We start from the raw sequence: 21,896 nt of genomic DNA, 5'->3' as shown, positions 1-21,896 counted from the left end.
CGTCTATCGCAGATCGACAAGCTGCTGCCAAGGGGATTATCTCGCGTACGGATTTTCGTTCCGCGATCAGGAAGGGCATTCGAGCTTGCAAGTCGCCGCCGACCCGACGGATCGGGCTGAAGAAATCCTCCTGTCAGCTTCCCGGCTGTTTGCCCGCCACTCCTACGCGAACGTGACGATGGAGCAGGTCGCGGCGTCGGTTCGGGCCGTGCCGGGCGCGCTGTACCACTATTTCCGCGACAAGGAAGATCTGATCTTCCACTGCTATCTGCGGGGACTAGCGATCTATCGGCACGAGATCGAAGCGGCCGCCGAGCCCGGCATCGACGGGCTCGAGATCGTCAGACGCTTCGTGCGCGGCAGGCTGCGGCCCGAAGCCCAGCGCATGATCCTGTTCACCGATATCGATGCCCTGGCTGCTCCCTACAGCAGCGAAGTCCATGCCAAGCGCTGGCAGAATGCCGCGCGGCTTGCGGAGATTCTTGATCGGGGCGTGGCGGACGGCTCGATCGCCTGCGACGAACCGCTGCTCACGGCGGTGGCGCTCATCTCCATCCTGGACTGGGTGCCGTTCTGGCTGTCCGAACGCGACTACTACACGCGCCAGCAGGCGATCGATGCCATCGACGACATCATCACGCACGGCGTTTACCGGCGCGAGATCGCGGTTCCCGAGATGCCCGAACCGCTCAGCCTTGCCCCATTCCTGGAGTCTCGCGCGGCGTTGAACAAGCGGGCCGCAAAGTTCGACAGGATGCTTTCGATTGCCTCCGACAGCTTCAACCGCAGGGGCGCGTCGGGCACGTCGCTCGAGAGCATCGCCGTCGATGCAGGCATGACCCGCGCCGGCATCTACTATCACTTCAGCGAAAAAGAGAGCCTGTTGCTGGCTTGCCTGCGACGCGGGCTCGCCGGCGAGATCAGCATTCGCGAGCACCTGCAGGACCAGCGCCTCGGCGCATTCGATCACATCGTGCAGAGGATCCGCTTGCTGTTGATGCTGCACGACACGCCCTGCGGCCCGAAGGCGACCTACCATAACATCAACTATCTCAACGACGTTGACCGGAAGGCCTATGTCGGCGAGGTGCTGGCGACGATCCGGCAGGACCAGGACAGCTATCAGCGCTGGATCGATGAGGGCCGCTTCCGCCGCATCGACACCTACTTCGCCGAGCGTATTCTGACCGGAATGGGCCACTGGTATCCGATCTGGTTCAAGACCAGGCGCGACTGGTCTCCAGCCGAGATCGCCGATCATTTCGCGCAGTTGTTTCTTTCGGGACTCAAGCCGCGCCGGCATCCGGCCTGAGCCATCAATTCGCCTCCAGTTGCTTTAGCGATGCTGGAGCATCGGATGGAGGGGACGACATCGGTTCCGGATGGTGAGCCAGCGTGCGAGCGCAGGCCCCCCATCCAAAAGTTTACCTGTAATTCAAAACAGCGACCAATTCCGAAGGCATATAGCCTATAACATTATACTACCTTCCGCTAAAACTTGACGCCATATTCAAAGCGAAAGTTGCGAAGGCGCGGCAATTGGGGTTATGAGACGGCCTCGATCGTTCAAGATCAATCAGAAACATGAGCAAGGGAGGAACGCAGGATGCATAAGCTGATCGTTGCCGCCGCGGCAGCGCTGACGGTGTTGGGAGGCGCGGCGTCCGCGCAGGAAACCATCAAGATCGGCTATATCGATCCGCTCTCCGGCGGCGGCGCCAGCGTTGGCGAAGGCGGCCTGAAGACGTTTCAGTACCTCGCCGACGAATTGAACGCCAAGGGCGGCATCCTCGGCCACAAGGTCGAGATCGTCCCGCTCGACAACAAGACCAATCCGCAGGAAAGCCTGGTGCAGGCGCAGAAGGCGGTCGACGCCGGCATCCACTACATCACCCAGGGCAACGGCTCGTCGGTCGGTGCCGCGCTGGAAGATTTCGTCACCAAGAACAATTCGCGCAACCCCGGTAAGGAAGTGCTCTACTTCAACTACGCCGCGGTCGATCCGAGCATGACCAACGAGAAGTGCAGCTACTGGCATTTCCGCTGGGATGCGAACTCGGACATCAAGATGGCTGCGCTGACCAACTACATGAAGGGCCAGCCGTCCATCAAGAAGGTCTATCTGATCAACATGGACTATTCGTTCGGCCAGTCGGTGCGATCAGAAGCGCGCAAGATGCTGGGCGAAAAGCGGCCGGATATCCAGATCGTCGGCGACGAGCTGCACCCGATGCTCAAGGTCACCGATTTCTCGCCCTACATCGCCAAGATCAAGGCGTCCGGCGCCGACACTGTCGTGACCGGCAATTGGGGACAGGACTTCGCGCTGCTGCTGAAGGCCGCGGCCGATGCCGGCCTCAAGGTCAACTGGTACACCTATTATGCCGGCGGCGCCGGTGGACCGACCGCGATCAAGCAGACCGGTCTCGACCACCAGGTGTTCCAGATCAGCGAGGGCATCCCGAACTCCGGCAACAAGGCGGCGATGGATTTCGAGAAGGACTTCCGCGCCAAGACCGGCATTTCCGTGTGGTATCCGCGCGCCGTCAATGAGATGCGGATGTTCAAGGCCGCCGCCGAGAAAGCCAATTCGATCGATCCGGTGAAAGTCGCAGCTGCACTCGAGGGCATGAAGTTCGAAGTGTTCGACGGCGGCGACGGCTTCATGCGCAAGGACGACCACCAGTTCTTCCAGCCGATCATTATCTCCTCGTTCGGAACGCTGGCCGACAAGGCCAAGGAGCCGTTCGACGAAGAGAACACCGGCTGGGGTTGGCACCCCGTCTCCAAGATCGACACCGATCAGACGATGCTTCCGACCACCTGCAACATGAAGCGGCCCTGATCGGCCGCTGCTAGGCGCCTCCGCGACCACAGGGTTGCGGAGGCGTTCACCTTCCGGCAGCGTCGTGGTGCCGTAGTTCATTTCGTCGACAGGTTATTGATCACGTGAACCGTTCCAGTCTCAAGCGGGTGCGCCGTGGCTGAGCTCATCGTCATCTCGACGCTCAACGGCGTCCTGTTCGGCATGCTGTTGTTTCTGCTGTCCAGCGGGCTCACCGTCATCTTCAGCATGATGGGCGTGCTCAACTTTGCGCATGCGAGCTTCTACATGCTGGGCGCGTTCTTCGGTTTTCAGCTCACCCGCTGGATCGGCTTCTGGCCGGCGCTGGTGATCGCACCGCTCTTGGTCGGCGTCGTCGGCATGGGCGTCGAGCGCTACGGCCTGCGCAACACCCACAAGCACGGCCATGTCGCCGAACTGCTGCTGACCTTCGGTCTCGCCTTCGCCATCGAGGAAATCGTCTCGATGATCTGGGGCAAGAGCCCGGTCGACTATCGAGTTCCGGCGGCACTCGACTTTCCGGCCTTCACCGTGTTCTCCACCAACTACCCCGCCTACAAGATCTTCATGCTGGTGGTCTCGGTCGTGATCTTCATCGCGCTGCTGGTCACGCTGAAGCGGACGCGGGTCGGCCTCATCGTGCAGGCCGCGCTGACCCATCCGAGCATGGTCGGCCATCTCGGTCACAATGTCGGCCGCGTGTTCATGCTGGTGTTCGGCGTCGGCAGCGCGCTGGCGGGTCTCGCCGGCGTGATCGCCGGTCCCTCGCTGGTGACTCAGTCCGACATGGCCGCGCTGCTCGGCCCGATCCTGTTCGTCGTCATCGTGTTCGGCGGCCTCGGCTCGCTGCCCGGCGCCTTCATCGCTTCGCTGCTGATCGGGCTGATCCAGACCTTTGCGGTCGCGCTCAACGGCTCGCTCGCCAGCGTGTTCGGGCCGCTTGATCCGAGCCTCGGCGCCTCGCCCCTCACCGACATCTGGAACGTCACGATCGCGCAGATCGCGCCGATCCTGCCCTATCTGCTGCTGGTGCTGGTCCTGATCTTCCGCCCCATGGGCCTCTTGGGGACGCGCGAGTCATGACGAACGCTGTGACCCCCGCGCCCGCCGCGGCCGAGCATGAGTCCGGCGGCGCCCTGAGCTTCTATGGCGTCTGGCTGATCGCAGCCGCCGCGCTCGTGGTGCTGCCGCTGGTGTTCTCCTCCGGCGGCTCGCTGACCTCGTTCAGCCTGATCGGCATCGCGATCATCTTCGCGCTGTCCTACAACATCCTGCTCGGCCAGACCGGGCTGCTGTCGTTCGGACACGCCGTGCAGTACGGCCTCGGCGGCTTCCTCGCCGTCCACGCCATGAACGCCGTCGCGAGCCACAACTGGCCGATCCCGTTGCCGGTGATCCCACTGATGGGCGGCATCGGCGGCATGGCGTTCGCGCTGGTGGTCGGCTGGGTCATGACCAAGCGCGCCGGCACAGTGTTTGCGATGATCTCGCTCGGCATCGGCGAACTGGTGGCCTCATCGTCGCTGATCCTGCGCAGCGTGTTCGGCGGCGAATCCGGCATCACCACCGACCGCACCGCGCTGATGCCGCTGTTCGGCTGGACCTTCGGGCCGCAGATCCAGGTCTACTATCTGATCGCGTTCTGGGTAATGGTCTCGGCGATCGCGATGTACGCGCTGACCCGCACGCCGCTCGGGCGCATCTGCAACGCGGTGCGCGACAATCCGGAGCGGGTCGAGTTCATCGGCTACGATCCGCATGTGGTGCGCTACCTCGCCTACATGTTCGCAGGCTTCTTCGCCGGCATCGCCGGCGGCCTCGCCGCGATCAATTTCGAGATCGCCAACTCCGCCTATCTCGGCGCGACGCAGTCGGGCCTCGTGCTGTTCGCAGCCTTCATCGGCGGCACCGCCTATTTCTTCGGTCCGATCCTCGGCGCCATCCTCGTGACGTACCTGCAGCTCGGGCTGACCAACGTCACCTCGGTCTGGCAGCTCTATTTCGGCATCATCTTCATCGCCATCGTGATGTTCGCGCCGGGCGGCATGGCCGGCATCTTGATGAAGCACCGTCCGCTGATCCGCGCCGGCACGCTCGGCACCGTAATCCCGCCCTATCTGGTCGCGGCGATCCCGACGCTGGCGCTGGCGCTCGGCATCATCCTGAGCATCGAGACCGTCGCGCGTTTCTCGGGTGGCGACGTCATCAATCTGCTCGGCATTCCCTTCGCCGCCACCGCGCCGACGACCTGGGCGACTGCGGCGATTCTCGTCGTCGGCGGCTTCCTGGTCGCGCGCATCACCTGGCGGCGCGTTGCCGAAGCCTGGGATCGCGCCGCGACAGTGGCTCGTGATCGGGGGTATCTGGCATGACCGCTGCCATCCAAGTCAACGCCGTCGAGAAGCGCTTCGGCAATGTCGGCATCATCCGCGACCTCAATCTGACCGTCGCCAAGGGCGAGCGCCACGCCATCATCGGCCCGAACGGCGCCGGCAAGTCGACGACGTTCAACCTGATCAGCGGCCACATCAAGCCGACCTCGGGCGAGATCCGGCTGAACGGAGAGGTGACCTCGGGCCTGCGGCCGTTCGAGATCAACCGGCGCGGCCTGTCGCGCTCGTTCCAGGTCACCAACGTGTTCGCCCGCATGACGGTGTGGGAGAACGTCCGCTGCGCCGTGCTGTGGGCGACCGGCCACCGCTACGCGTTCTGGAAGAATGTCGACAACCTGCCCGAGGTGAAGCAACGCACCGCGCAGATACTCGACGACATCCATCTCAGCCATCGCCGCGACGTGCCGGCGGGCTTGCTCACCTATGCCGAGCAGCGCGAGCTCGAGATCGGCATCACGATCGCGGGCGGCGCCAGCGTCATCATGCTGGACGAGCCGACCGCGGGCATGAGCCACGCCGAGACAGAACGCGCCGTCGCGCTGATCCGCCGCCTCACCGAAGGACGCACGCTCGTGATCGTCGAGCACGACATGAGCGTGGTGTTCGGCCTCGCCGACCGCATCTCGGTGCTGGTCTACGGCCACATCATCGCCTCCGGCACCCCGGAAGAAATCCGCGGCAATCCGAAGGTCAAGGAAGCCTATCTCGGCGAGGAGGTCGACTGATGCTCGAGGTCAGGAATCTCCACGCCTATTACGGCAAGAGCCACATCCTGCAGGGTGTCGATCTCGACATCGCCGCCGGCGAAGTGGTCAGCCTGCTCGGCCGCAACGGCGTCGGCCGCTCGACCACCGTCAAGGCGATCATGGGCGAGGTGCCGCCGCAGGGCACCATCCGCTTCAAAGGCAAGGACATCGCGGGCCTGCCGAGTCACAAGATCGCCCGCCTCGGGCTCGGCTATGTGCCGGAGCATCGCGACATCTTCCCGAGCCTGACGGTTCGTCAGAACCTGATCCTCGGCATCAAGGACCCGCGCCGCCCCGGCAAGTGGCGGCTGCAGGAGATGCTCGACATGTTTCCCAACCTCGCCCGCCGCGCCGACACGCCGGCCGGCGTGCTCTCGGGCGGCGAGAAGCAGATGCTGACCACCTGCCGCACCCTGCTCGGCGATCCCGAGCTGATGATGATCGACGAGCCGACCGAGGGCCTCGCGCCACTGATCGTGCAGCAGGTTGGCGAGTTGATCGCGCGGATCGCCAAGGCCGGCGTCGCCATCCTCTTGGTCGAGCAGAAGCTGTCGATCGCGATGAAGATTTCGAACCGCGTCTACATCATGGGCCACGGCCGCGTCGTGTTCGAAGGCACGCCCGAGCAGCTCAAGTCCAATGCCGCGATTCGCGAGGAATGGCTGGAAGTGTGAGTCAGGCCGGAGCGCGGGCCTTCCTGTATTCCGCGGTCTCGGCGCGAAGCAGGTCGCAAAATTCTAGCGCAAGACGGCTGCGCGGTCGTTGCGACGGAAACAGCAGCACAGTGGTGATCTCCAGCCGCGGCGCGAACGGCTTGAGCACGATCCGGGCGCTGGCAAAATCCCCCGCCACGACGGGATCGACGATCGAGAAGCCCAGCCCCTGCGCAACCAGCGCGCAGCGCTGCATGCTGTACTGAATCTCCGCCACCGTTCTGACCTCGGCCCCGGCGTCGTCGAAGGCGCGTTCGAGGCGCGATCGATGCGGCGCGCCCGGGGCTGCCGCGATCATCGCCTCGCCGTGCAGGTCTTTTGGCATGATCAACCGCTTGGACCGCAGTCGGTGCTGACGCGGCAACACGCAGATGGCGTCGGTCGTCATCAGCAGTTCGTCGTCGACCGCTGCAAAGCCTGACTGGGGTCGCGCCAGCCCGACATCGCACTGGCCCGCAGCGACCAGACTCCAGACCCGTTCAGGGCTGTGCACGGCGACCGACAGCATGATGCCGGGGTTCTTCCTGGAGAACTTGCTGACGATCCGTGGCATCAACGAATAGGTGAATGCCGGAAGGCAGGCGATCCTCAGCGTCCCGCTGCCCCGCGCGCGAATGCCGCGCGCGGCACGCGCCAGATACTCCAGCCCGGCTTGGTTGCGCTCCACCTCATGCAGGAATATCTCGCCTTCCGGCGTCAACGTGACACCGCCGCGCCCGCGTTCGAACAGCGCGAAGCCGATCTCGCGCTCCAGCCGCGCGATGGCGCGACTGACGAAGGGCTGCCCGATCCGCAGGCTCAGGGCCGCCTTGGTGATTCCGTTGTGACGCACGACCTCGCGAAACAGGTCAACGTGTCTCGGATTCAGGGACATGACCAATCTGCATATGAACTGCCATTCCGGTCATTTGACGGCATGTTGGTTCGATGCGTCAATAGGGCATGCAATTCGTAGACAGCCATGCCGCCTTGGCCACCGACCGCATCCTGCTGACCAGGATCCACGGTTCCGAGATCGCACGGGTCAAGCCGCTCGGGGACGCCGGCATGCTTCGGCAGCTCGATCGCGGCGGCTCCGGCCAGGCCGCGGCCGCGCGCGTGGCAGCCGCGCTGAGCTGCGCGAATGCCACGGCCGCGTTCGCGATCGAGGACGCCGGGTCGGGCGACATCGTTGGCCTTACCGCTTTCGCGGCGATCGAGCCGGAGGAGAAGCGGGCGACGCTTGCGCCGATCTGGAGCAGCGGACGATTGGACGAGGTCCTGCTCATCAGCCATGTCGCGCATCTCATGACGCGGTATGCTTTCGAGGTGCTCGCCGTCGAGCGGGCCGAGATGCATCTGGATTGGCGCCTGCGGCGTACGCTCGAGCTCTACACCGGCCTCGGCTTCCGCTGCGAAGGACGGCTTCGCGCCTATTTTGCTTGCGATGGAGGTCCATCCGCCGACGCTGCGGTCCTCAGCGCGGTACGCTCCGGATGGCCTGCCATCGCCGACCGACAGCGCCGGCTCCTTGCCAACGAGGCGTGGTGCTATCGGCTTCCGTCCGATCGTCCCCCATAGGGCCATGATGGGGATAGGACCGCAGCAGACCGACGCGGCCCAATCTACTCCGGCCGGATCAACGCCACCACATCCCCGGCGCGCAACGTCTGGCCGGGCTTGACCGGCACCGACGCAATGCGGCCCGCGCTCGGCGAATGCACTGATATCTCCATCTTCATGGACTCGATGATGGCGAGTGTGTCGCCGGCTGAGACCACGGCGCCCTCCTCGACCAGGATCTTCCAGATGTTGCCCGGCACTTCCGAGAACGCGCCGACCTGGCCGTCGGGAATGCCGGTTGCCGCAGCCCCTGCATCGATCGATTCCACCGGCGTCTCGTCGAGCTTCATCTCGCGCCAGCGCTGGCGCTCGGCATCGAACGCGGTCTGCTGCGTCGCCTTGAACGCGGCGATCGACGGCCGCGCTTCGGCCAGCGACTTCGCGTAGTCGGCGTAGGAGAATTCACCCTGCTCGATCCTGATGTCGTATTGGCCGTGCGGGAATGCAGCGCGGGCGTCCAGCAGTTCATCGGCATCGACCGGGAAGAAGCGGATCTTGTCGAAGAACCGCAGCAGCCAGGGATGGCCGGGCTCGAACACCCGCGTGGTGCGCCAGGTGTTCCAGACCTGGATGGTGCGGCCGAACAGCTGGTAGCCGCCCGGACCTTCCATGCCGTAGATGCACATATAGGCGCCGCCGATGCCGACCGCGTTCTCCGGCGTCCAGGTCCGCGCCGGATTGTACTTGGTGGTCACCAGCCGGTGCCGCGGGTCGAGCGGCGTCGCCACCGGCGCGCCGAGATAGACGTCGCCGAGGCCGAGCACGAAATAATTCGCGTCGAACACGATGCGGCGGACGTCGTCCTCGCTGCCGAGCCCGTTGATGCGCCGGATGAACTCGACGTTCGACGGACACCATGGCGCATCCGCGCGGACCAGCTCCTGATACTTGCGCATCGCAAGCTCGGCCTCAGGATCCCGCCACGACAGCGGCAGATGCACGGTGCGGCTCGGCACCCGCATGGTATCGACCGGCGGCAAGTCGCGCTCGATCCGCCGCAGCACGTCGAGCAGCCTCGTTCGCGACAGCGCCGTGCCGTCATAATGAATCTGCAGCGAGCGGATGCCGGGCGTGAGGTCGATCAGGCCGCCGAGCTTCGCATCCTCCAGCGCCTGCGCCAGCACATGGACGCGGAGCCGCAGCGCGATGTCGAGCTCCATCGGACCATATTCGACCAACATATTGTCGTCGCCGGCGCGGCGGTACACCACGGGGATCGGGCCGTCATCATGACGGCCAACGATGGCAGAGCCGAGCTCGGGCGCGCGCAGCACTGTGGGGCCGGCAACCGGATCGTCGCGTTTCACCGGCACGAAGCGGACGGTGTCGCCGGGCCGGAGCTGGCCGACCTTCCAGAGCTGGTCGCGCGCGACGACCGCCGGACAGACGAAGCCGCCGAGACTCGGTCCATCGGGGCCGAGAATGATCGGCATGTCGCCGGTGAAGTCGATCGAGCCGACCGCATAGGCGTTGTCATGAATGTTCGACGGATGCAGCCCGGCCTCGCCGCCATCAGTGCGGGCCCAGCGCGGCTTCGGACCGATCAACCGCACGCCGGTGCGGGCACTGTTGAAGTGCACCTCGTAGCTCGACGCGAACAGCGTTTCGATGTCCTCGTCGAGGAAGAAATCCGGCGCGCCATGCGGGCCGTAGACGACGCCGATCTGCCACGCTGATGCGAGCTGCGGTCGCTCGTCCTCCGTTGCGCGCCGCGGCGTTGCGAGATCGGATCGCTCGGCACCGATATGCAGCACGTCGCCGGCCTTCAGGGCGCCCGTCGCATGGCCGCCGAACGCGCCGAGCGCAAATACCGCACGCGAGCCCAGGATCTCGGGCACGTCGATGCCGCCACGCACGGCGAGATATGCGCGTTGGCCCGGGCCCTTGATGCTGCCGATCACGAGCGTCTGTCCGGCGCGCACGGAGACCGGCTCATCATGGGCGACCTCGGCACCATCGAGCGCTGCCTTCATGCGTGCGCCCGAGAGCGCGACGATCGCATCGGTGTTGAAGCGCAAGGTCGGCCCGTTGACCGTCAGCTCCAGCGCGGTCGTGGTCTCCGGATTACCGACCACGCGGTTGGCGAGACGAAACGACCGCTCGTCCATCGGCCCGCTCGGCGGCACGCCGACATGCCAGAGATGCAGCCGGCCGGGCAGTTCCTGCACCCCGCTCTGCGCACCGGGTGCGACGACATCGATGGTGCGCGGGCGATAGGCGAATGCGCCGAGCACACTGGTCGCCACCTTGCCGCTGCGGAACATGTCAGACGCCGCGATCGCGCGGAGATAATCGAGATTGGTCTCGATCCCGGCAACGACCGTGTCATCCAGCGCTTTCGCCAGCTTTGCGATCGCGGCATCGCGCGTCTCGGCCGACACGATGATCTTGGCCAGCATCGGATCGTAGAACGGGAAGACCTCGGTGCCGGTCTCGATCCAGCCGTCGATGCGCGCATCCGGCGAAAAGCTGACCTGCGTCAGCCGGCCCGCGCTCGGGCGAAAGCCGGCGCCAGGGTTCTCGGCGTAGAGCCGCACCTCGATCGCCGCGCCCGCTGGTGCGAGTGCGCCTGCCTTGCCCAGCACATCCTCGCCGGCCGCCTGCCGGATCATCCATTCCACGAGGTCGGCGCCAGTGACCTGTTCGGTGACCGGATGCTCGACCTGGAGACGGGTGTTGACCTCGAGGAAGTAGAAATCCTCGCGCTCGACGTCATAGATGAACTCCACCGTCCCGGCGGATTCGTAAGCCACCGCCTTGCCGAGCGACACCGCGGCCGCGTGCAGCCGTTGCCTGATCTCGGCGGAGAGCCCCGGCGCGGGGGTCTCCTCAAAAACCTTCTGGTTGCGCCGCTGCAGCGAGCAATCGCGTTCGCCGAGCGCGACCACATCGCCCCTGCCGTTGCCGAAGATCTGCACCTCGATGTGGCGCGCCCGCGCGACGAATCGTTCGAGATAGACCCGGGCATCGCCGAAGCTTGCGCGCGCTGTGCGCTGCACGGATTCAAACCGCTCGCGCAGCGTCGCCATGTCGTGGCAGAGCTGCATGCCGATGCCGCCGCCGCCCGCCGTGCTTTTCAGCATCACCGGAAAGCCGATTCTGTCAGCCTCTCGCACCGCCTCGTCGATAGTCTCCAGCAGGCCGGAGCCCGGCAACAGCGGCACGCCGCTGTTCTCGGCGATCTCGCGCGCCCGATGCTTGAGTCCGAAAGCGTCAAGATGCTCCGGCCGCGGCCCGATGAACGCAATGCCATGCTCGGCGAGCCGCTCGGCAAAGCGGCGGTTCTCCGACAGGAAGCCGTAGCCGGGATGCACCGCCTGCGCGCCGGTCGCAAGACACGCCGCCATGATCGCATCGACGTTGAGATAACTCTCAGCCGCCGGCGCCGGGCCAATGCGCACCGCCTCGTCGGCCTCGAGCACCGGCCGCGTGAAGCGGTCGGCGTCGGAATAGACCGCGACCGAGCCGATACCCATGCGGTGCAATGTTCTGCCAATCCGCCCGGCGATCTCGCCGCGGTTGGCAATCAGGACCTTGCTGAACATGCCTCACGCCTCCGGCTCGAAGATCGTGACCTGTACCGGCGTCGGGAAGAAGCCGTTGCAGGGATTGTTGATCTGCGGGCAGTTCGAGATCAGGCACAGCACGTCCATCTCCGCCACCAGCTCGATCGCGTCACCCGGTTTGGAGACGCCGTCGACCACGGTGAAATTTCCGGCGGGATCGATCGGTACGTTCATGAAGAAGTTCAGGTTCGGCACGATGTCGCGCTTCGACATGCCGTACTTCGCAGCCTCGAGCACGAAATTCTCGCGGCAGGCGTGCTGGTAGCGGGCCTGGTTCCCGAACCGCACCGTGTTGCTTTCGCAGGAGCAGGCGCCCGCCGACGTATCGTGCAGGCCGCAACTATCAGCGGTGACGCGCAGCATCACCCGGCCTTCATTGGACATGATCCTGGTGCCGAGCCCGACATAGGCCGAGCCCTGTGCGCGCAGCGTGTCCTGGCCGCTGTAGCGCTCCTGATAGTCGTCGGCGCGATAGAACAGCGTATCGACCGCCTGCTGGCCATGAGTGTCCGTGATCCGCAGCGTCTGCCCTTTGCGGATGATGGCCGACCACGGCTTGCGCGCGGGAATTTCGACGTCGAGAACGACGCGGCCACGGGTCTCAGCGGATTGCGTGGTCATCGCGCGGCTCCTTCGCAGGTCTCGCCGAAATACAGCGCATTGTTCTGATAGGCGAGGATCGCCTCGGCGGTCGCGGTACGACACAAATCGTCAGCCGCAATCGCATCGGCGCGGTAGCGCACGATCTCCACGCTCGCCTGCGGATAGCTTTCCGCGGGATCGAGCGGATGCGGACAGTTCGACAGCGCGATCAGCAGGTCCATCTCCGCGCGCAGATCGACGAAATCACCCTTTTGCCGGCGCGCCTCAGACCAGAAAAACTTGCCGCCCGCGTCGATCGCAACCGGCGCAAAAAAGCTGACGCAGGGATGAACGTCGCGGCGATCGAGTCCGAGCTTCGCCGCGGCGAGGACGAAATTGTCGCGCGTATTGCGGAAATTCCCTTCGCCGTATTTCGCCAGGTTGGTCGCCGCGGTCGAGCCACCGACCACCGCATCATGCGCGGCACTGCTGTCCTCGGTGATGCCGAGCAGCGCGCGCCCCATGTCCGAGAGCAGCACGCGCCCCTTCTGCAGCCGCGCCGCCCACTGCACCTTGATGGTGTCGGCGTGGTTGAGCCGCTCGGTGGTGTCAGCACTGTTCCAGGCGAGAAGGCTGACGGTCGAAGTCCCCGAATTGTTGACGATGCGCAACGTATCGCCGCGGTTCAGCCGGGTGGTCCAGTACCAGCCGGCCGGAATCACCTCGCGATGGATGATGGCATCAGTGGCGATCGGCGCAGCGTCGCGCGCGGTCGGCGCCGGCAGCGCCCGCGGCGCATGCTCCTGCCCCGCTGCTTTCAACTCGTTGTAACGTCGGGTATGCGCCGCGATCTCGGCCTTCTGTTCCTCTGACAGGATCATCGTTGCTCCTTCAAGACGAGAGCGCCGGGCCGTCCCGGCTGATGCTCCGTGCCTGACCGGGTCGTCCCGATCGGAGCCGGTTGAACTGATGACCGCAGCTCGGCGCTGCGGCGTGGGAAGATCTCGAGGTCGCGCGACACGGTGGCGCCGTAGCGCTCGCGCTCCTCCGGCCGGTTGCGCTGCCGCTCCAGCGCGATCACGCGGGTCGCGAGCCCGAACGCCTCGCTGAGGTCATGCGTGACCATCACGACCGTGAGATGGGTCTCGTTCCAGAGCCGCTTCATCAACAGGTGGATGTCGGCGCGAATCCCCGGATCGAGCGCGCCGAACGGCTCGTCGAGCAGCAGGATTTTCGGTCCGCGCATGATCGCTTGCGCAAGCGCGAGGCGCTGCTGCATGCCGCCCGACAGCGCCGATGGATATTTGCTCTCCTGGCCGGCGAGCCCGACTTCGGCGAGCAACGCCATGGCCTCGTCGGCGGCGGCGCGGCGCGCGGCGCCGAACAGCCGGGCCGTGAATTTGGCGTCGCGCAACTCGCGGCCGAGCATGACGTTTTGCAGGACGGTCAGATGCGGAAACACCGAGTAGCGCTGGAACACCACGCCGCGGTCGGCATCCGGCTCGGCGCGCAACGGCTTGCCATCGACCAAGATCTGGCCGCGGCTCGGCTGCTCCTCGCCGAGCAGCATCCGCAGCAGCGTGGTCTTGCCGCAGCCGGACGGGCCGACCAGCGCAATGAAGGCACGCGGCTCGACCTCCATCGTGATGCGCTCGAGCACGATGTGGTCGCCGTATTCCTTCCAGACGTCGTCGAACCGGATCGCGCTCATTCCGCCCTCACCGAGGCAAACCAGGGGAACAGCCTGCGCTGCGTGACGCGCAGGCCGGCATCGATCAGGAACGCCAGCAGCGTGATCCAGGCGACGTAAGGGATGATGACGTCCATCGCGAGATAGCGGCGCACCAGGAAGATCCGGTAGCCGAGCCCGGAATCCGAGGCGATCGCCTCGGCCGCGATCAGGAACAGCCACGCCGGGCCGAGTTGCAGGCGCAGCACGTCGATCAGCCGCGGCAGGGTTTGCGGCATCGCGACGCGCAGCGCGATCTGCCAGGTCGAGGCGCCGAGCGTCTGCGCCTTGACGATCTGCTCGCGCGGCAGCTCCTGCACCTTCATGGCGAGGTCGCGGATCATGCAGGGCAGCGTCCCGATCACGATCAGCGCGATCTTCGAGTTCTCACCTAACCCCATCACGATGAACAGGATCGGCAACAGCGCCAGCGGCGGCACCATCGAGGTCACCGACACGAACGGCCCGAGCAGGGCATTGGCGCCCGGCAGCAGTCCGATCACGATGCCGAGGACGAGCGCCGCCACCGTCGAGATCGCCAGCGCCGACCCCAGTCGCCCCAGGCTGGCGACGGTGTCGGAGGCCATCAGATAGCCGCCGGTGCGCGGGTCGACCTCGAACGCCATCTGCTTGACGGCCTGGACCATGCTGGGCAGCGCCGGCAGCAGCTTGTCGTTCGGGTTTTGCGTGAGCCGCGCGCTGGAGCCAGCGAAGTAGGCGATTGCGACCAATACGAACGGCAGCGCGAGCAGATAGAATCGCGTCTGCCGTCCCGGCCGTATGTTCACAAGTCGCATGTTCGCTCCTGCTTGAGGCAACGCGATGCGCGTCAAGGCTTGGCGTCAGAGCTTGACGTCAAAGCTTGCCTTTAGCGGCTTCGTCCATGTAAGTCGGATCGAAGCGCAGCTTGACGTTCGACTTGTCGCCCAGCACCGACTTGTCGGCGAGCTCGATCCCGACCGCGTCGACCGACTTCGCGCCCTTGCCGAGCAGGTCCTTCTCGAACAGGAACTTGCGGACGCGGTCCATGGTCACGCCGATGGTCTGGCTGCGCGTAAACGCTTCGGCGTCGGTTGCCTTGTCGAACAGTTTTGTGGTCGAGAGCTGGCTGTCGAAGCCGGCAAGGTCGGTGCCGGACGCCTTCGCCATCGCCTCCTTGGCGGCCTTCGCGGCCGGATCGTTCGCCGTCATCTTGGACAGCGTCTCGTACCAGATGCCGACCAGCGCCTTGGCGAAATCCGGATTGTCCTTGGCGACGGCGGTGTTGACCACCATCAGGTCCATGATCTCGCCGGGGATCTGCGAGGAGTCGAACACCTTCTTTGCATCGGGCGAGCCGAGGATTTCCGTCACGATCGGATTCCAGGTCACGACCGCGTTGACGTCGGGCGTCTTGTAGGCGGCGGCGATATCGGCATCGGAGGTGTTGACGACCTTGACGTCCTTCTCGCTCAGCTTGCTGGTCTCGAGCGCGCGTGCCAACAGATAGTGCGACACCGAGAATTCGACCAGGTTGACCGTCTGGCCCTTGATCGCGGCGAGATCCGACTTGTTCTTGAGGATCACGGCGTCGTTGCCGTTGGAGAAATCGCCCATCACGATCGCGGTGGTGTCGACGCCGCCTGCCGCCGGAATCGACAGCGCGTCCATGTTGGTGATGGTGACGGCATCATAGCCGCCGGCAGTGTACTGGTTGATCGATTCGACGTAGTCGTTGAACTGCTTGACCTCGATCGTGATGCCGTATTTGTCGGCCCACTTCTTGACGATGCCGGTGTCGGCCGCATAGCCCCACGGCATCCACCCGACATAGATCGACCAGGCAACCTTGAAGCTTTTCTTCGGTGCGGCGTCAGCGACGGATGCGGCCGCGAGCACGATCGCGCAGCCGGTGACAACAGAGCGGAGGAAGAAGACGAATTTGTTCATTGCCGATCCCTCTTGCGAAACTTCACAAAAAGGGACTGGCGAAAAGACCATCGCTCCGCCAATCCCTTGGCTAACGAGGTCTCCCGGGCTTTTATCCCGCCGTGCACCTGCGGGGATGTCTCCCCCGCAAGCGGCTGCTCTCGGACCAGCACCTTGCTTCGCAAGATCGGAACCCTAGCGGCCAACTCAGCGCCATTGATGCACGAGGCGTGCCACAGCGCCGGTATTTGAATCTCATGAGATTCTTTGGCGCGGGTCGCGTCGCAGCAATGGCCGTTTGCTCAAAAACTACGCAGGCCTGCCCAGAAATGGCTCTGTCATTTCGCCGGTGACATCAGCAGGATCACGCCAAAGCTAATGTCGAGGGGATGTTCGGTGCGCAAACTTTTGAGTGCCCTGTGCGACGGCCTCTGGCGCGGTCTGCATGGCCGCTACGGTCTGGCGCCGCGATGCGACGTCGGCGGTCCGAACAAGCGAACCGTCAGGCCTTTGCTATCTACCAACCCATGAATTTTGCTCGTCGAGCCGGCACGCCCGCACGGCAAGAACTCGATTTGGCGGCAGCACGCTCGAACCTGGGGCTCGCAGATCGAACGACGGAGAATCCGCTCTCGCGCTCAGCCCGCCAAACGTGAGGCTTGCCGGGCATTGGGATTACCCCTTCTGAGCCGGTCAGCGTCCGCTTGCCGGCGGAAACTTCTTTGATTGGTTTGGCCGTAAGATCAGCTTCGGGAATTGGCGGCCAGTCCGCATCCCCGAAGCGTGGCCCCGCTGAAGATCTAGCAATCTGGGACTTGTAGGGCCCTCGATCCGCTGTCATGTTGGAGCATGCGGAACTCGCATGGCTGCCGCCCAAAAAAGGACGGCATCACCATAAGCAGGGGCGAACCAACGCGCCGGTTTTTGGGATCGAGACCGACATGGCCGGCGGCGGATCGTTTGACACGTTCCCCAAATTGCTGCTGCGAAATGCTTCGCGGTTTGGCACGCGTCCGGCGTTTCGTCATAAGGATCGTGGCATCTGGCAAACCTGGACTTGGGCCGAAGTTGCCGAGATCGTGCGTGCCTATGCCGCGGGCTTGCATCGGCTTGGTTTGCGGCAGGGTGAGATAATCGCGGTCGTCGGCTCCAATCGGCCGAAGCTTTACTGGACCATGATGGCAGCGCAGATGCTGCGCGCGATTCCTGTTCCGGTTTACTCGGATGCGGTGGCCGACGAACTTGCTTTTGTGCTCGCTCACGCGGAGGTGAAGCTCGTCGCAGCGCAAGACCAGGAGCAGGTCGACAAGGTCTTGTCTGTGGCCGACCGGCTGCTGCAACTCGACAAGATTGTCTACGACGAGCCGCGCGGCCTTGATGGCTATGATGACGGTCGACTGATCGCAATCGGCGATGTCATCGAAGACGGCCGCGCAGCGCTTGCGGCTGACACGGCGCTTGGCGAACGGATCGATGAATACGTTCAGGCGGGCAACGGTTCGGACATTGCAGTCATCCTCTACACCTCGGGAACGACCGGCGCGCCGAAGGGCGTCATGCTGTCGGCGCGGGGCTGCATCGATGCTGCGACCGACACCACGCGGTTCGACAGACTGACCGACAGGGACGTAGTGCTCGCCTATCTGCCGCTGGCCTGGGCCGGCGATCATTACGTCAGCTATGTGCAAGGCCTCGTGGCCGGATTCTGCATGGCGTGTCCCGAGAGCGGCGACACGATTGAGCAGGATCGGCGTGAGATCGGACCAACCTTCTACTTGGCCCCACCGCGCGGTTTCGAGGCCATGCTGACGCGGCTGATGGTCCGGATGGAGGACGCAGCGCCGCTCAAGCGGCGATTGTTCAGCTACTTTCTAGACGTCGCGCGGCGGTATGGCGAGCAAGTCTTGACGGGACGTCCGGTGCCGCTGTCAGGCCGATTGCTCTATGCGCTCGGGCGCTGGCTGGTCTACGAGCCTCTCAAGAACGTTCTTGGCCTGTCGCTGGTGCGCGTTGCATACACTGGAGGCGAAGCGATCGGTCCGGAACTGTTCGCGTTCTACCGTTCGATCGGACTGAATCTGAAACAGCTCTACGGCCAGACCGAAGCGTTCCTTTATGTAACGTGCCAGCCGGATGGCGAGATCTACTCGGATACGGTTGGTCCGCGGGCGCCCAATGTTGACATTCGCATTGCGGAATCGGGCGAAGTGCAGTTTCGATCACCCGGCATGTTCCTCGGGTATTTCAAGGATCAGGCAAAGACCGCGGAAGCCATGACGTCCGACGGATACGTCAGGACTGGTGATGCGGGCTTTTTCGACGAGAAGACCGGGCATCTGAAGATCATCGACCGCGCCAAGGACGTCGGTCGGTTGGCGGACGGCACGATGTTTGCCCCGAAATATCTCGAGAACAGACTGAAGTTCTATCCCAATATCAAGGAAGCGGTCACTTTCGGTGACTCCCGGGATTTTGTTTGCGCGATGCTCAACATCGACCCGGTCGCCGTCGCAAATTGGGCGGAACGCAACAACGTTGCCTACGGGTCGTATCAGGAACTGGCCGGGCATCCGCTGGTCTACGACATGGTGGCGAAAGACGTTGCCGAGGTGAACCGCTCGCTTGCCAAGGAAACGGTGCTGGCGGGCGCGCAGGTTCGCCGCTTCCTCATCCTGCACAAGGAGCTCGACGCGGATGACGGTGAGTTGACCCGTACGCAGAAGGTACGCCGCCGGTTCATTGCCGAGCGCTATGCGCCGCTGGTCTCGGCGCTCTACAACGGCTCGCAGGAAGCCGACATTTCCACCGAGGTCACGTTGGAGGACGGTCGCAAAGGTACGATCGCGGCACGGGTCAAGGTTCGCGACATGCAAGTCATCGGTCCGGCAGAATCGCTGGGAAGAGCAGCATGAGAGCGCCGGACACCAACGAAATCCTGCTGCAGGTCGAGGGCGTGGCACTGGCCTTCGGCGGCGTCAAGGCGCTGCGGGACGTTTCGTTCGACGTCAGAAAGGGTGAAATTCGAGCCATCATCGGCCCCAACGGCGCCGGCAAGACCTCGATGCTGAACGTCGTCAACGGCTTCTATCACCCCAATCATGGCGCCATCACCTTCAAGGGGCGCACTCGGGCCAGAATGCAGCCTTTCGAGGCGGCGCGCGGCGGAATCGCACGCACCTTTCAGAATGTCGCCCTGTTCAAGGGCATGAGCGCGCTCGACAACATCATGGCAGGCCGCAGCCTGAAGGTGCGCCGGGGGCTGTTGTGGCAGGTGCTGCGTTATGGCCCTGCCCTCGCAGAGGAGGTCGAGCATCGGCGCAAGGTCGAGGAGATCATCGACTTTCTGGAGATCGAGACAATCCGCAAGGTACCGGTTGGGCGTTTGCCATACGGCTTGCAGAAGCGTGTCGAACTCGGTCGCGCTCTGGCGATGGAGCCCGACCTTCTTCTCCTCGACGAGCCGATGGCAGGCATGAACCTCGAGGAGAAGGAAGACATGTCGCGGTTCATCGTTGATGTGAACAACCATTACGGCACGACAATCGCCCTGATCGAGCACGACATGGCCGTGGTGATGGATCTGTCGGATCGCGTAGCGGTGCTTGATCACGGCGTAAAGATCGCCGACGGCACGCCTGATGAAGTGAAGAAAAGTCAAGCCGTCATCGACGCATATCTTGGCGTCGCGCATTGAGGTGCGTCCATGATCGCACTGGGTCAGTTTCTCGAGGTCCTTATCGGCGGATTGATGTCCGGCGTACTCTATTCGCTGGTCGCGCTCGGCTTCGTGCTGATCTTCAAGGCATCCGGCGTATTCAATTATGCCCAGGGAGCAATGGTATTGCTCGCGGGATTGGCGCTGGTTCGCTCCCTCGACCTCCTGGTCGCCAACGGCTTTCCGCTTTGGGTCGCGGTCGTCCTCGCTGTCGGCTTTGCCGCCGTGATCATGGCGGCAACGGCCTGGCTCATCGAGCGGTTCGTGATCGGACCTCTTGTCAACCAGGACGGCCTGACGCTGTTCATGTCGACGATCGGCGTGACATTCGTCATCGAGGGCGCCGCGGAGATGATCTTCGGATCGGATGTCTACCCGTTGCGGCTGTTCCCGACCGATGCCTGGTTCTTGTTTGAAGGCCTGTTCCCGGGTGGCATTCTGGTCAACAAGCTGGATGTCTGGGGCGCATTGATCGCAGGCATCCTGGTCGTCGGCCTCGCAATTTTCTTTCAGCGTACCAAGACCGGTCGCGCACTCAGGGCCGTGGCCGACGACCATTTGGCCGCGCATTCAGTCGGTATCCCGATCAGCTGGATCTGGTTCGTCGTCTGGCTTGCCGCCGGCCTCGTTGCGCTGGTCGCGGCGACCGTATGGGGGACCAAGCTCGGCGTGCAGTTCTCCATCACTTTTCTCGCGCTGAAGGCGCTGCCGGTTCTGATCATTGGAGGCCTCACCTCGATTCCGGGAGCCATCGTCGGCGGGCTCATCGTGGGGGCGGGCGAGAAGCTTGCCGAGGCGTATCTAGGGCCATCCATCGGTGGCGGTATCGAATATTGGTTTGCGTTTGTGCTGGCGTTGGCGGTGCTGCTCGTGCGGCCGCAGGGGCTGTTCGGCGAGCGGATCATCGAACGTATCTGAAACAAGGAGTTCGTCGTGCTTTATCGCGAGGCCGGCCAGTTCAAGACGAGCTACGCAGAGGACATGGCGATCTTTCCGATCCGTCAGGACCGTATCGCGCTCGCCGTCTTGCTCGCGATCGCTTTCGTTGGCGTGCCGCTGTTGGCCACCTTCCGTATCTGGCCGTTCAGCACCGACTATCTGTTGTGGGCGATCTTGCTGCCCTTCCTTATCCTTGCGCTCGCCGCCATCGGCACGAACATACTTGTCGGCTATTGCGGCCAGATTTCGCTCGGCAGCGGCGCGTTCATGGCCATCGGCGCCTATTCCGCCTACAAGCTGGCGACAGGCGTCCATATCCCGCTTGCCTGGCTTGGCTTCGCGATCTCGATGCCGCCGTTGCCCGTGCTGGCATCCATTCTGCTTGGTGGGTTCATGGCGGCGGGTGCCGGAATCCTGTTCGGCATTCCCAGTCTGCGGATCAAGGGTCTCTACCTGGCGGTCGCAACGCTCGCCGCGCAGTTCTTCTTCGATTGGGCGTTCCTGCGAATTCCGTGGTTCACCAACTACGCCCCGTCGGGATCGGTCAATGCACCGGCGCTGGATTTCTTCGGCATGGTCGTTCGCACGCCGGTCGAGCGCTACCTGCTGTGCCTGCTCTTCGTGACCTTGATGGCGGTGTTGGCGAAGAATCTCGTTCGCGGCAATCTCGGCAGGCAGTGGATGGCGATCCGCGACATGGATATCGCCGCCGAACTGATCGGTATCCGGCCGCTCTATGCCAAGCTTACGGCCTTCGCAGTCTCTTCATTCATCATCGGGGTGGCGGGTGCGCTGTGGGCGTTCGTCTACCTCGGTTCATGGGAGCCGCTTGCGTTCTCGATCGACCGCTCGCTGGAGCTTCTGTTCATGGTCATCATCGGCGGGCTTGGATCGATCATGGGTTCGTTCATCGGGGCGGCTTTCATCCTCATCGTGCCGATCATGCTGAATGTGATTCCAACCGAACTCGGCCTGCCACTGTCGACACAAACAATCACGCACCTCCAGTTCATCACCTTCGGATCTTTGATCTGTTATCTGCTGATCAAGGAACCCCATGGCTTCGCCCGGCTGATATCGATCGGCAAGGAGAAGCTCAGACTTTGGCCGTTTCCCTATTGAAAGAGCGATCGCAACGCGGATGGCGGCCGCTGACAA

General features: G+C 63.9%; 18 protein-coding genes and 1 riboswitch. Of the genes, 11 read left to right on the top strand and 7 right to left on the bottom strand.

Going from position 1 to position 21,896, the window contains the following annotated elements; all coding sequences use genetic code 11:
• Positions 1-85 precede the first annotated feature (85 nt).
• The 6 genes from AC066Y_RS09300 to AC066Y_RS09275 all read left to right on the top strand — a co-directional run bounded on the left by AC066Y_RS09300 (position 86) and on the right by AC066Y_RS09275 (position 6,658).
• Positions 86-1,312: a TetR/AcrR family transcriptional regulator gene (locus AC066Y_RS09300; protein WP_478273601.1), complete on the top strand. Its 1,227-nt coding sequence runs from the start codon at positions 86-88 to the stop codon at positions 1,310-1,312.
• Between the two features lie 294 nt (positions 1,313-1,606).
• Positions 1,607-2,845, top strand: a complete 1,239-nt coding sequence (locus tag AC066Y_RS09295) for a branched-chain amino acid ABC transporter substrate-binding protein (protein WP_092123853.1) — start codon at positions 1,607-1,609, stop codon at positions 2,843-2,845.
• A 135-nt stretch (positions 2,846-2,980) separates the two neighbouring features.
• Positions 2,981-3,928: a branched-chain amino acid ABC transporter permease gene (locus tag AC066Y_RS09290; RefSeq protein ID WP_173638683.1), complete on the top strand. Its 948-nt coding sequence runs from the start codon at positions 2,981-2,983 to the stop codon at positions 3,926-3,928.
• The gene (locus tag AC066Y_RS09285) at positions 3,925-5,217 is read left to right on the top strand and encodes a branched-chain amino acid ABC transporter permease (protein ID WP_478273600.1); all 1,293 of its coding nucleotides are present in this window, start codon (positions 3,925-3,927) and stop codon (positions 5,215-5,217) included. The genes AC066Y_RS09290 and AC066Y_RS09285 overlap by 4 nt, the downstream gene beginning before the upstream one ends.
• Positions 5,214-5,963: an ABC transporter ATP-binding protein gene (locus AC066Y_RS09280; RefSeq protein WP_478273599.1), complete on the top strand. Its 750-nt coding sequence runs from the start codon at positions 5,214-5,216 to the stop codon at positions 5,961-5,963. Before AC066Y_RS09285 ends, AC066Y_RS09280 begins: the two co-directional genes overlap by 4 nt.
• Complete coding sequence (locus AC066Y_RS09275; protein WP_478273598.1) at positions 5,963-6,658, top strand: ABC transporter ATP-binding protein; 696 nt, start codon at positions 5,963-5,965, stop codon at positions 6,656-6,658. Before AC066Y_RS09280 ends, AC066Y_RS09275 begins: the two co-directional genes overlap by 1 nt.
• A 1-nt stretch (position 6,659) precedes the next feature.
• Here the strand turns inward: AC066Y_RS09275 and AC066Y_RS09270 are convergent, their stop codons facing one another.
• Entirely contained in the window at positions 6,660-7,571 is a 912-nt protein-coding gene (locus AC066Y_RS09270; RefSeq protein ID WP_478273597.1) for a LysR family transcriptional regulator, read from the bottom strand.
• Between the two features lie 68 nt (positions 7,572-7,639).
• On the opposite strand from AC066Y_RS09270, the gene AC066Y_RS09265 reads away from it, so the two are divergent.
• Complete coding sequence (locus AC066Y_RS09265; protein ID WP_478273596.1) at positions 7,640-8,257, top strand: GNAT family N-acetyltransferase; 618 nt, start codon at positions 7,640-7,642, stop codon at positions 8,255-8,257.
• A gap of 44 nt (positions 8,258-8,301) precedes the next feature.
• Here AC066Y_RS09265 and uca read toward each other — a convergent pair whose 3' ends face one another.
• Genes uca through AC066Y_RS09235 form a run of 6 tightly spaced genes read right to left on the bottom strand, consistent with a single transcriptional unit; the run spans position 8,302 to position 16,105 of the window.
• Positions 8,302-11,844 carry an urea carboxylase gene (gene uca, locus AC066Y_RS09260; RefSeq protein ID WP_478273595.1) on the bottom strand — a complete coding sequence of 1,181 codons (3,543 nt, stop codon included), beginning with the start codon at positions 11,842-11,844 and terminating at the stop codon, positions 8,302-8,304.
• A 3-nt stretch (positions 11,845-11,847) separates the two neighbouring features.
• The gene (locus AC066Y_RS09255; protein WP_478273594.1) at positions 11,848-12,486 is read right to left on the bottom strand and encodes an urea amidolyase associated protein UAAP2; all 639 of its coding nucleotides are present in this window, start codon (positions 12,484-12,486) and stop codon (positions 11,848-11,850) included.
• On the bottom strand, positions 12,483-13,328 hold the full coding sequence (locus tag AC066Y_RS09250) for an urea amidolyase associated protein UAAP1 (protein ID WP_478273593.1): 846 nt from the start codon (positions 13,326-13,328) through the stop codon (positions 12,483-12,485). Before AC066Y_RS09250 ends, AC066Y_RS09255 begins: the two co-directional genes overlap by 4 nt.
• Positions 13,325-14,158 (bottom strand): ATP-binding cassette domain-containing protein, encoded by an 834-nt coding sequence (locus tag AC066Y_RS09245; protein ID WP_478273592.1) that lies wholly within the window; start codon positions 14,156-14,158, stop codon positions 13,325-13,327. Before AC066Y_RS09245 ends, AC066Y_RS09250 begins: the two co-directional genes overlap by 4 nt.
• Positions 14,155-14,973: an ABC transporter permease gene (locus AC066Y_RS09240; RefSeq protein ID WP_478273591.1), complete on the bottom strand. Its 819-nt coding sequence runs from the start codon at positions 14,971-14,973 to the stop codon at positions 14,155-14,157. Before AC066Y_RS09240 ends, AC066Y_RS09245 begins: the two co-directional genes overlap by 4 nt.
• Positions 14,974-15,031: 58 nt before the next feature.
• A complete protein-coding gene (locus AC066Y_RS09235) occupies positions 15,032-16,105 on the bottom strand; it encodes a putative urea ABC transporter substrate-binding protein (RefSeq protein WP_478273590.1) in 1,074 nt (357 codons plus the stop codon).
• A gap of 78 nt (positions 16,106-16,183) precedes the next feature.
• Positions 16,184-16,294: riboswitch (guanidine-I (ykkC/yxkD leader) on the bottom strand.
• A gap of 731 nt (positions 16,295-17,025) precedes the next feature.
• Between AC066Y_RS09235 and AC066Y_RS09230 the strand changes: the two genes are divergently transcribed.
• The 4 genes from AC066Y_RS09230 to AC066Y_RS09215 are packed head-to-tail and all read left to right on the top strand — an operon-like array spanning position 17,026 to position 21,860.
• The gene (locus AC066Y_RS09230; protein ID WP_478273736.1) at positions 17,026-18,996 is read left to right on the top strand and encodes an AMP-binding protein; all 1,971 of its coding nucleotides are present in this window, start codon (positions 17,026-17,028) and stop codon (positions 18,994-18,996) included.
• The gene (locus tag AC066Y_RS09225; RefSeq protein ID WP_478273589.1) at positions 18,993-19,778 is read left to right on the top strand and encodes an ABC transporter ATP-binding protein; all 786 of its coding nucleotides are present in this window, start codon (positions 18,993-18,995) and stop codon (positions 19,776-19,778) included. Before AC066Y_RS09230 ends, AC066Y_RS09225 begins: the two co-directional genes overlap by 4 nt.
• A gap of 9 nt (positions 19,779-19,787) precedes the next feature.
• Positions 19,788-20,717 (top strand): branched-chain amino acid ABC transporter permease, encoded by a 930-nt coding sequence (locus AC066Y_RS09220; RefSeq protein ID WP_478273588.1) that lies wholly within the window; start codon positions 19,788-19,790, stop codon positions 20,715-20,717.
• Positions 20,718-20,732: 15 nt separating this feature from the next.
• Positions 20,733-21,860 carry a branched-chain amino acid ABC transporter permease gene (locus AC066Y_RS09215; RefSeq protein WP_478273587.1) on the top strand — a complete coding sequence of 376 codons (1,128 nt, stop codon included), beginning with the start codon at positions 20,733-20,735 and terminating at the stop codon, positions 21,858-21,860.
• Positions 21,861-21,896 lie beyond the last annotated feature (36 nt).

The sequence above is a fragment of the Bradyrhizobium sp. USDA3010 genome (genome assembly GCF_056429065.1).
The sequence above is the reverse complement of the archived record's forward strand: the minus strand, read 5'-3'. Positions and strand labels throughout refer to the sequence as shown.

What these genes read in the sequence shown, in the direction of transcription:
- AC066Y_RS09295 (WP_092123853.1), top strand. Translation starts at nt 1,607, where the DNA reads ATGCATAAGCTGATCGTTGCCGCCGCGGCAGCGCTGACGGTGTTGGGA.
- AC066Y_RS09285 (WP_478273600.1), top strand. Translation starts at nt 3,925, where the DNA reads ATGACGAACGCTGTGACCCCCGCGCCCGCCGCGGCCGAGCATGAGTCC.
- AC066Y_RS09280 (WP_478273599.1), top strand. Translation starts at nt 5,214, where the DNA reads ATGACCGCTGCCATCCAAGTCAACGCCGTCGAGAAGCGCTTCGGCAAT.
- AC066Y_RS09275 (WP_478273598.1), top strand. Translation starts at nt 5,963, where the DNA reads ATGCTCGAGGTCAGGAATCTCCACGCCTATTACGGCAAGAGCCACATC.
- AC066Y_RS09270 (WP_478273597.1), bottom strand. Translation starts at nt 7,571, where the DNA reads ATGTCCCTGAATCCGAGACACGTTGACCTGTTTCGCGAGGTCGTGCGT.
- AC066Y_RS09265 (WP_478273596.1), top strand. Translation starts at nt 7,640, where the DNA reads ATGCAATTCGTAGACAGCCATGCCGCCTTGGCCACCGACCGCATCCTG.
- uca (WP_478273595.1), bottom strand. Translation starts at nt 11,844, where the DNA reads ATGTTCAGCAAGGTCCTGATTGCCAACCGCGGCGAGATCGCCGGGCGG.
- AC066Y_RS09255 (WP_478273594.1), bottom strand. Translation starts at nt 12,486, where the DNA reads ATGACCACGCAATCCGCTGAGACCCGTGGCCGCGTCGTTCTCGACGTC.
- AC066Y_RS09250 (WP_478273593.1), bottom strand. Translation starts at nt 13,328, where the DNA reads ATGATCCTGTCAGAGGAACAGAAGGCCGAGATCGCGGCGCATACCCGA.
- AC066Y_RS09245 (WP_478273592.1), bottom strand. Translation starts at nt 14,158, where the DNA reads ATGAGCGCGATCCGGTTCGACGACGTCTGGAAGGAATACGGCGACCAC.
- AC066Y_RS09240 (WP_478273591.1), bottom strand. Translation starts at nt 14,973, where the DNA reads ATGCGACTTGTGAACATACGGCCGGGACGGCAGACGCGATTCTATCTG.
- AC066Y_RS09235 (WP_478273590.1), bottom strand. Translation starts at nt 16,105, where the DNA reads ATGAACAAATTCGTCTTCTTCCTCCGCTCTGTTGTCACCGGCTGCGCG.
- AC066Y_RS09230 (WP_478273736.1), top strand. Translation starts at nt 17,026, where the DNA reads ATGGCCGGCGGCGGATCGTTTGACACGTTCCCCAAATTGCTGCTGCGA.
- AC066Y_RS09225 (WP_478273589.1), top strand. Translation starts at nt 18,993, where the DNA reads ATGAGAGCGCCGGACACCAACGAAATCCTGCTGCAGGTCGAGGGCGTG.
- AC066Y_RS09220 (WP_478273588.1), top strand. Translation starts at nt 19,788, where the DNA reads ATGATCGCACTGGGTCAGTTTCTCGAGGTCCTTATCGGCGGATTGATG.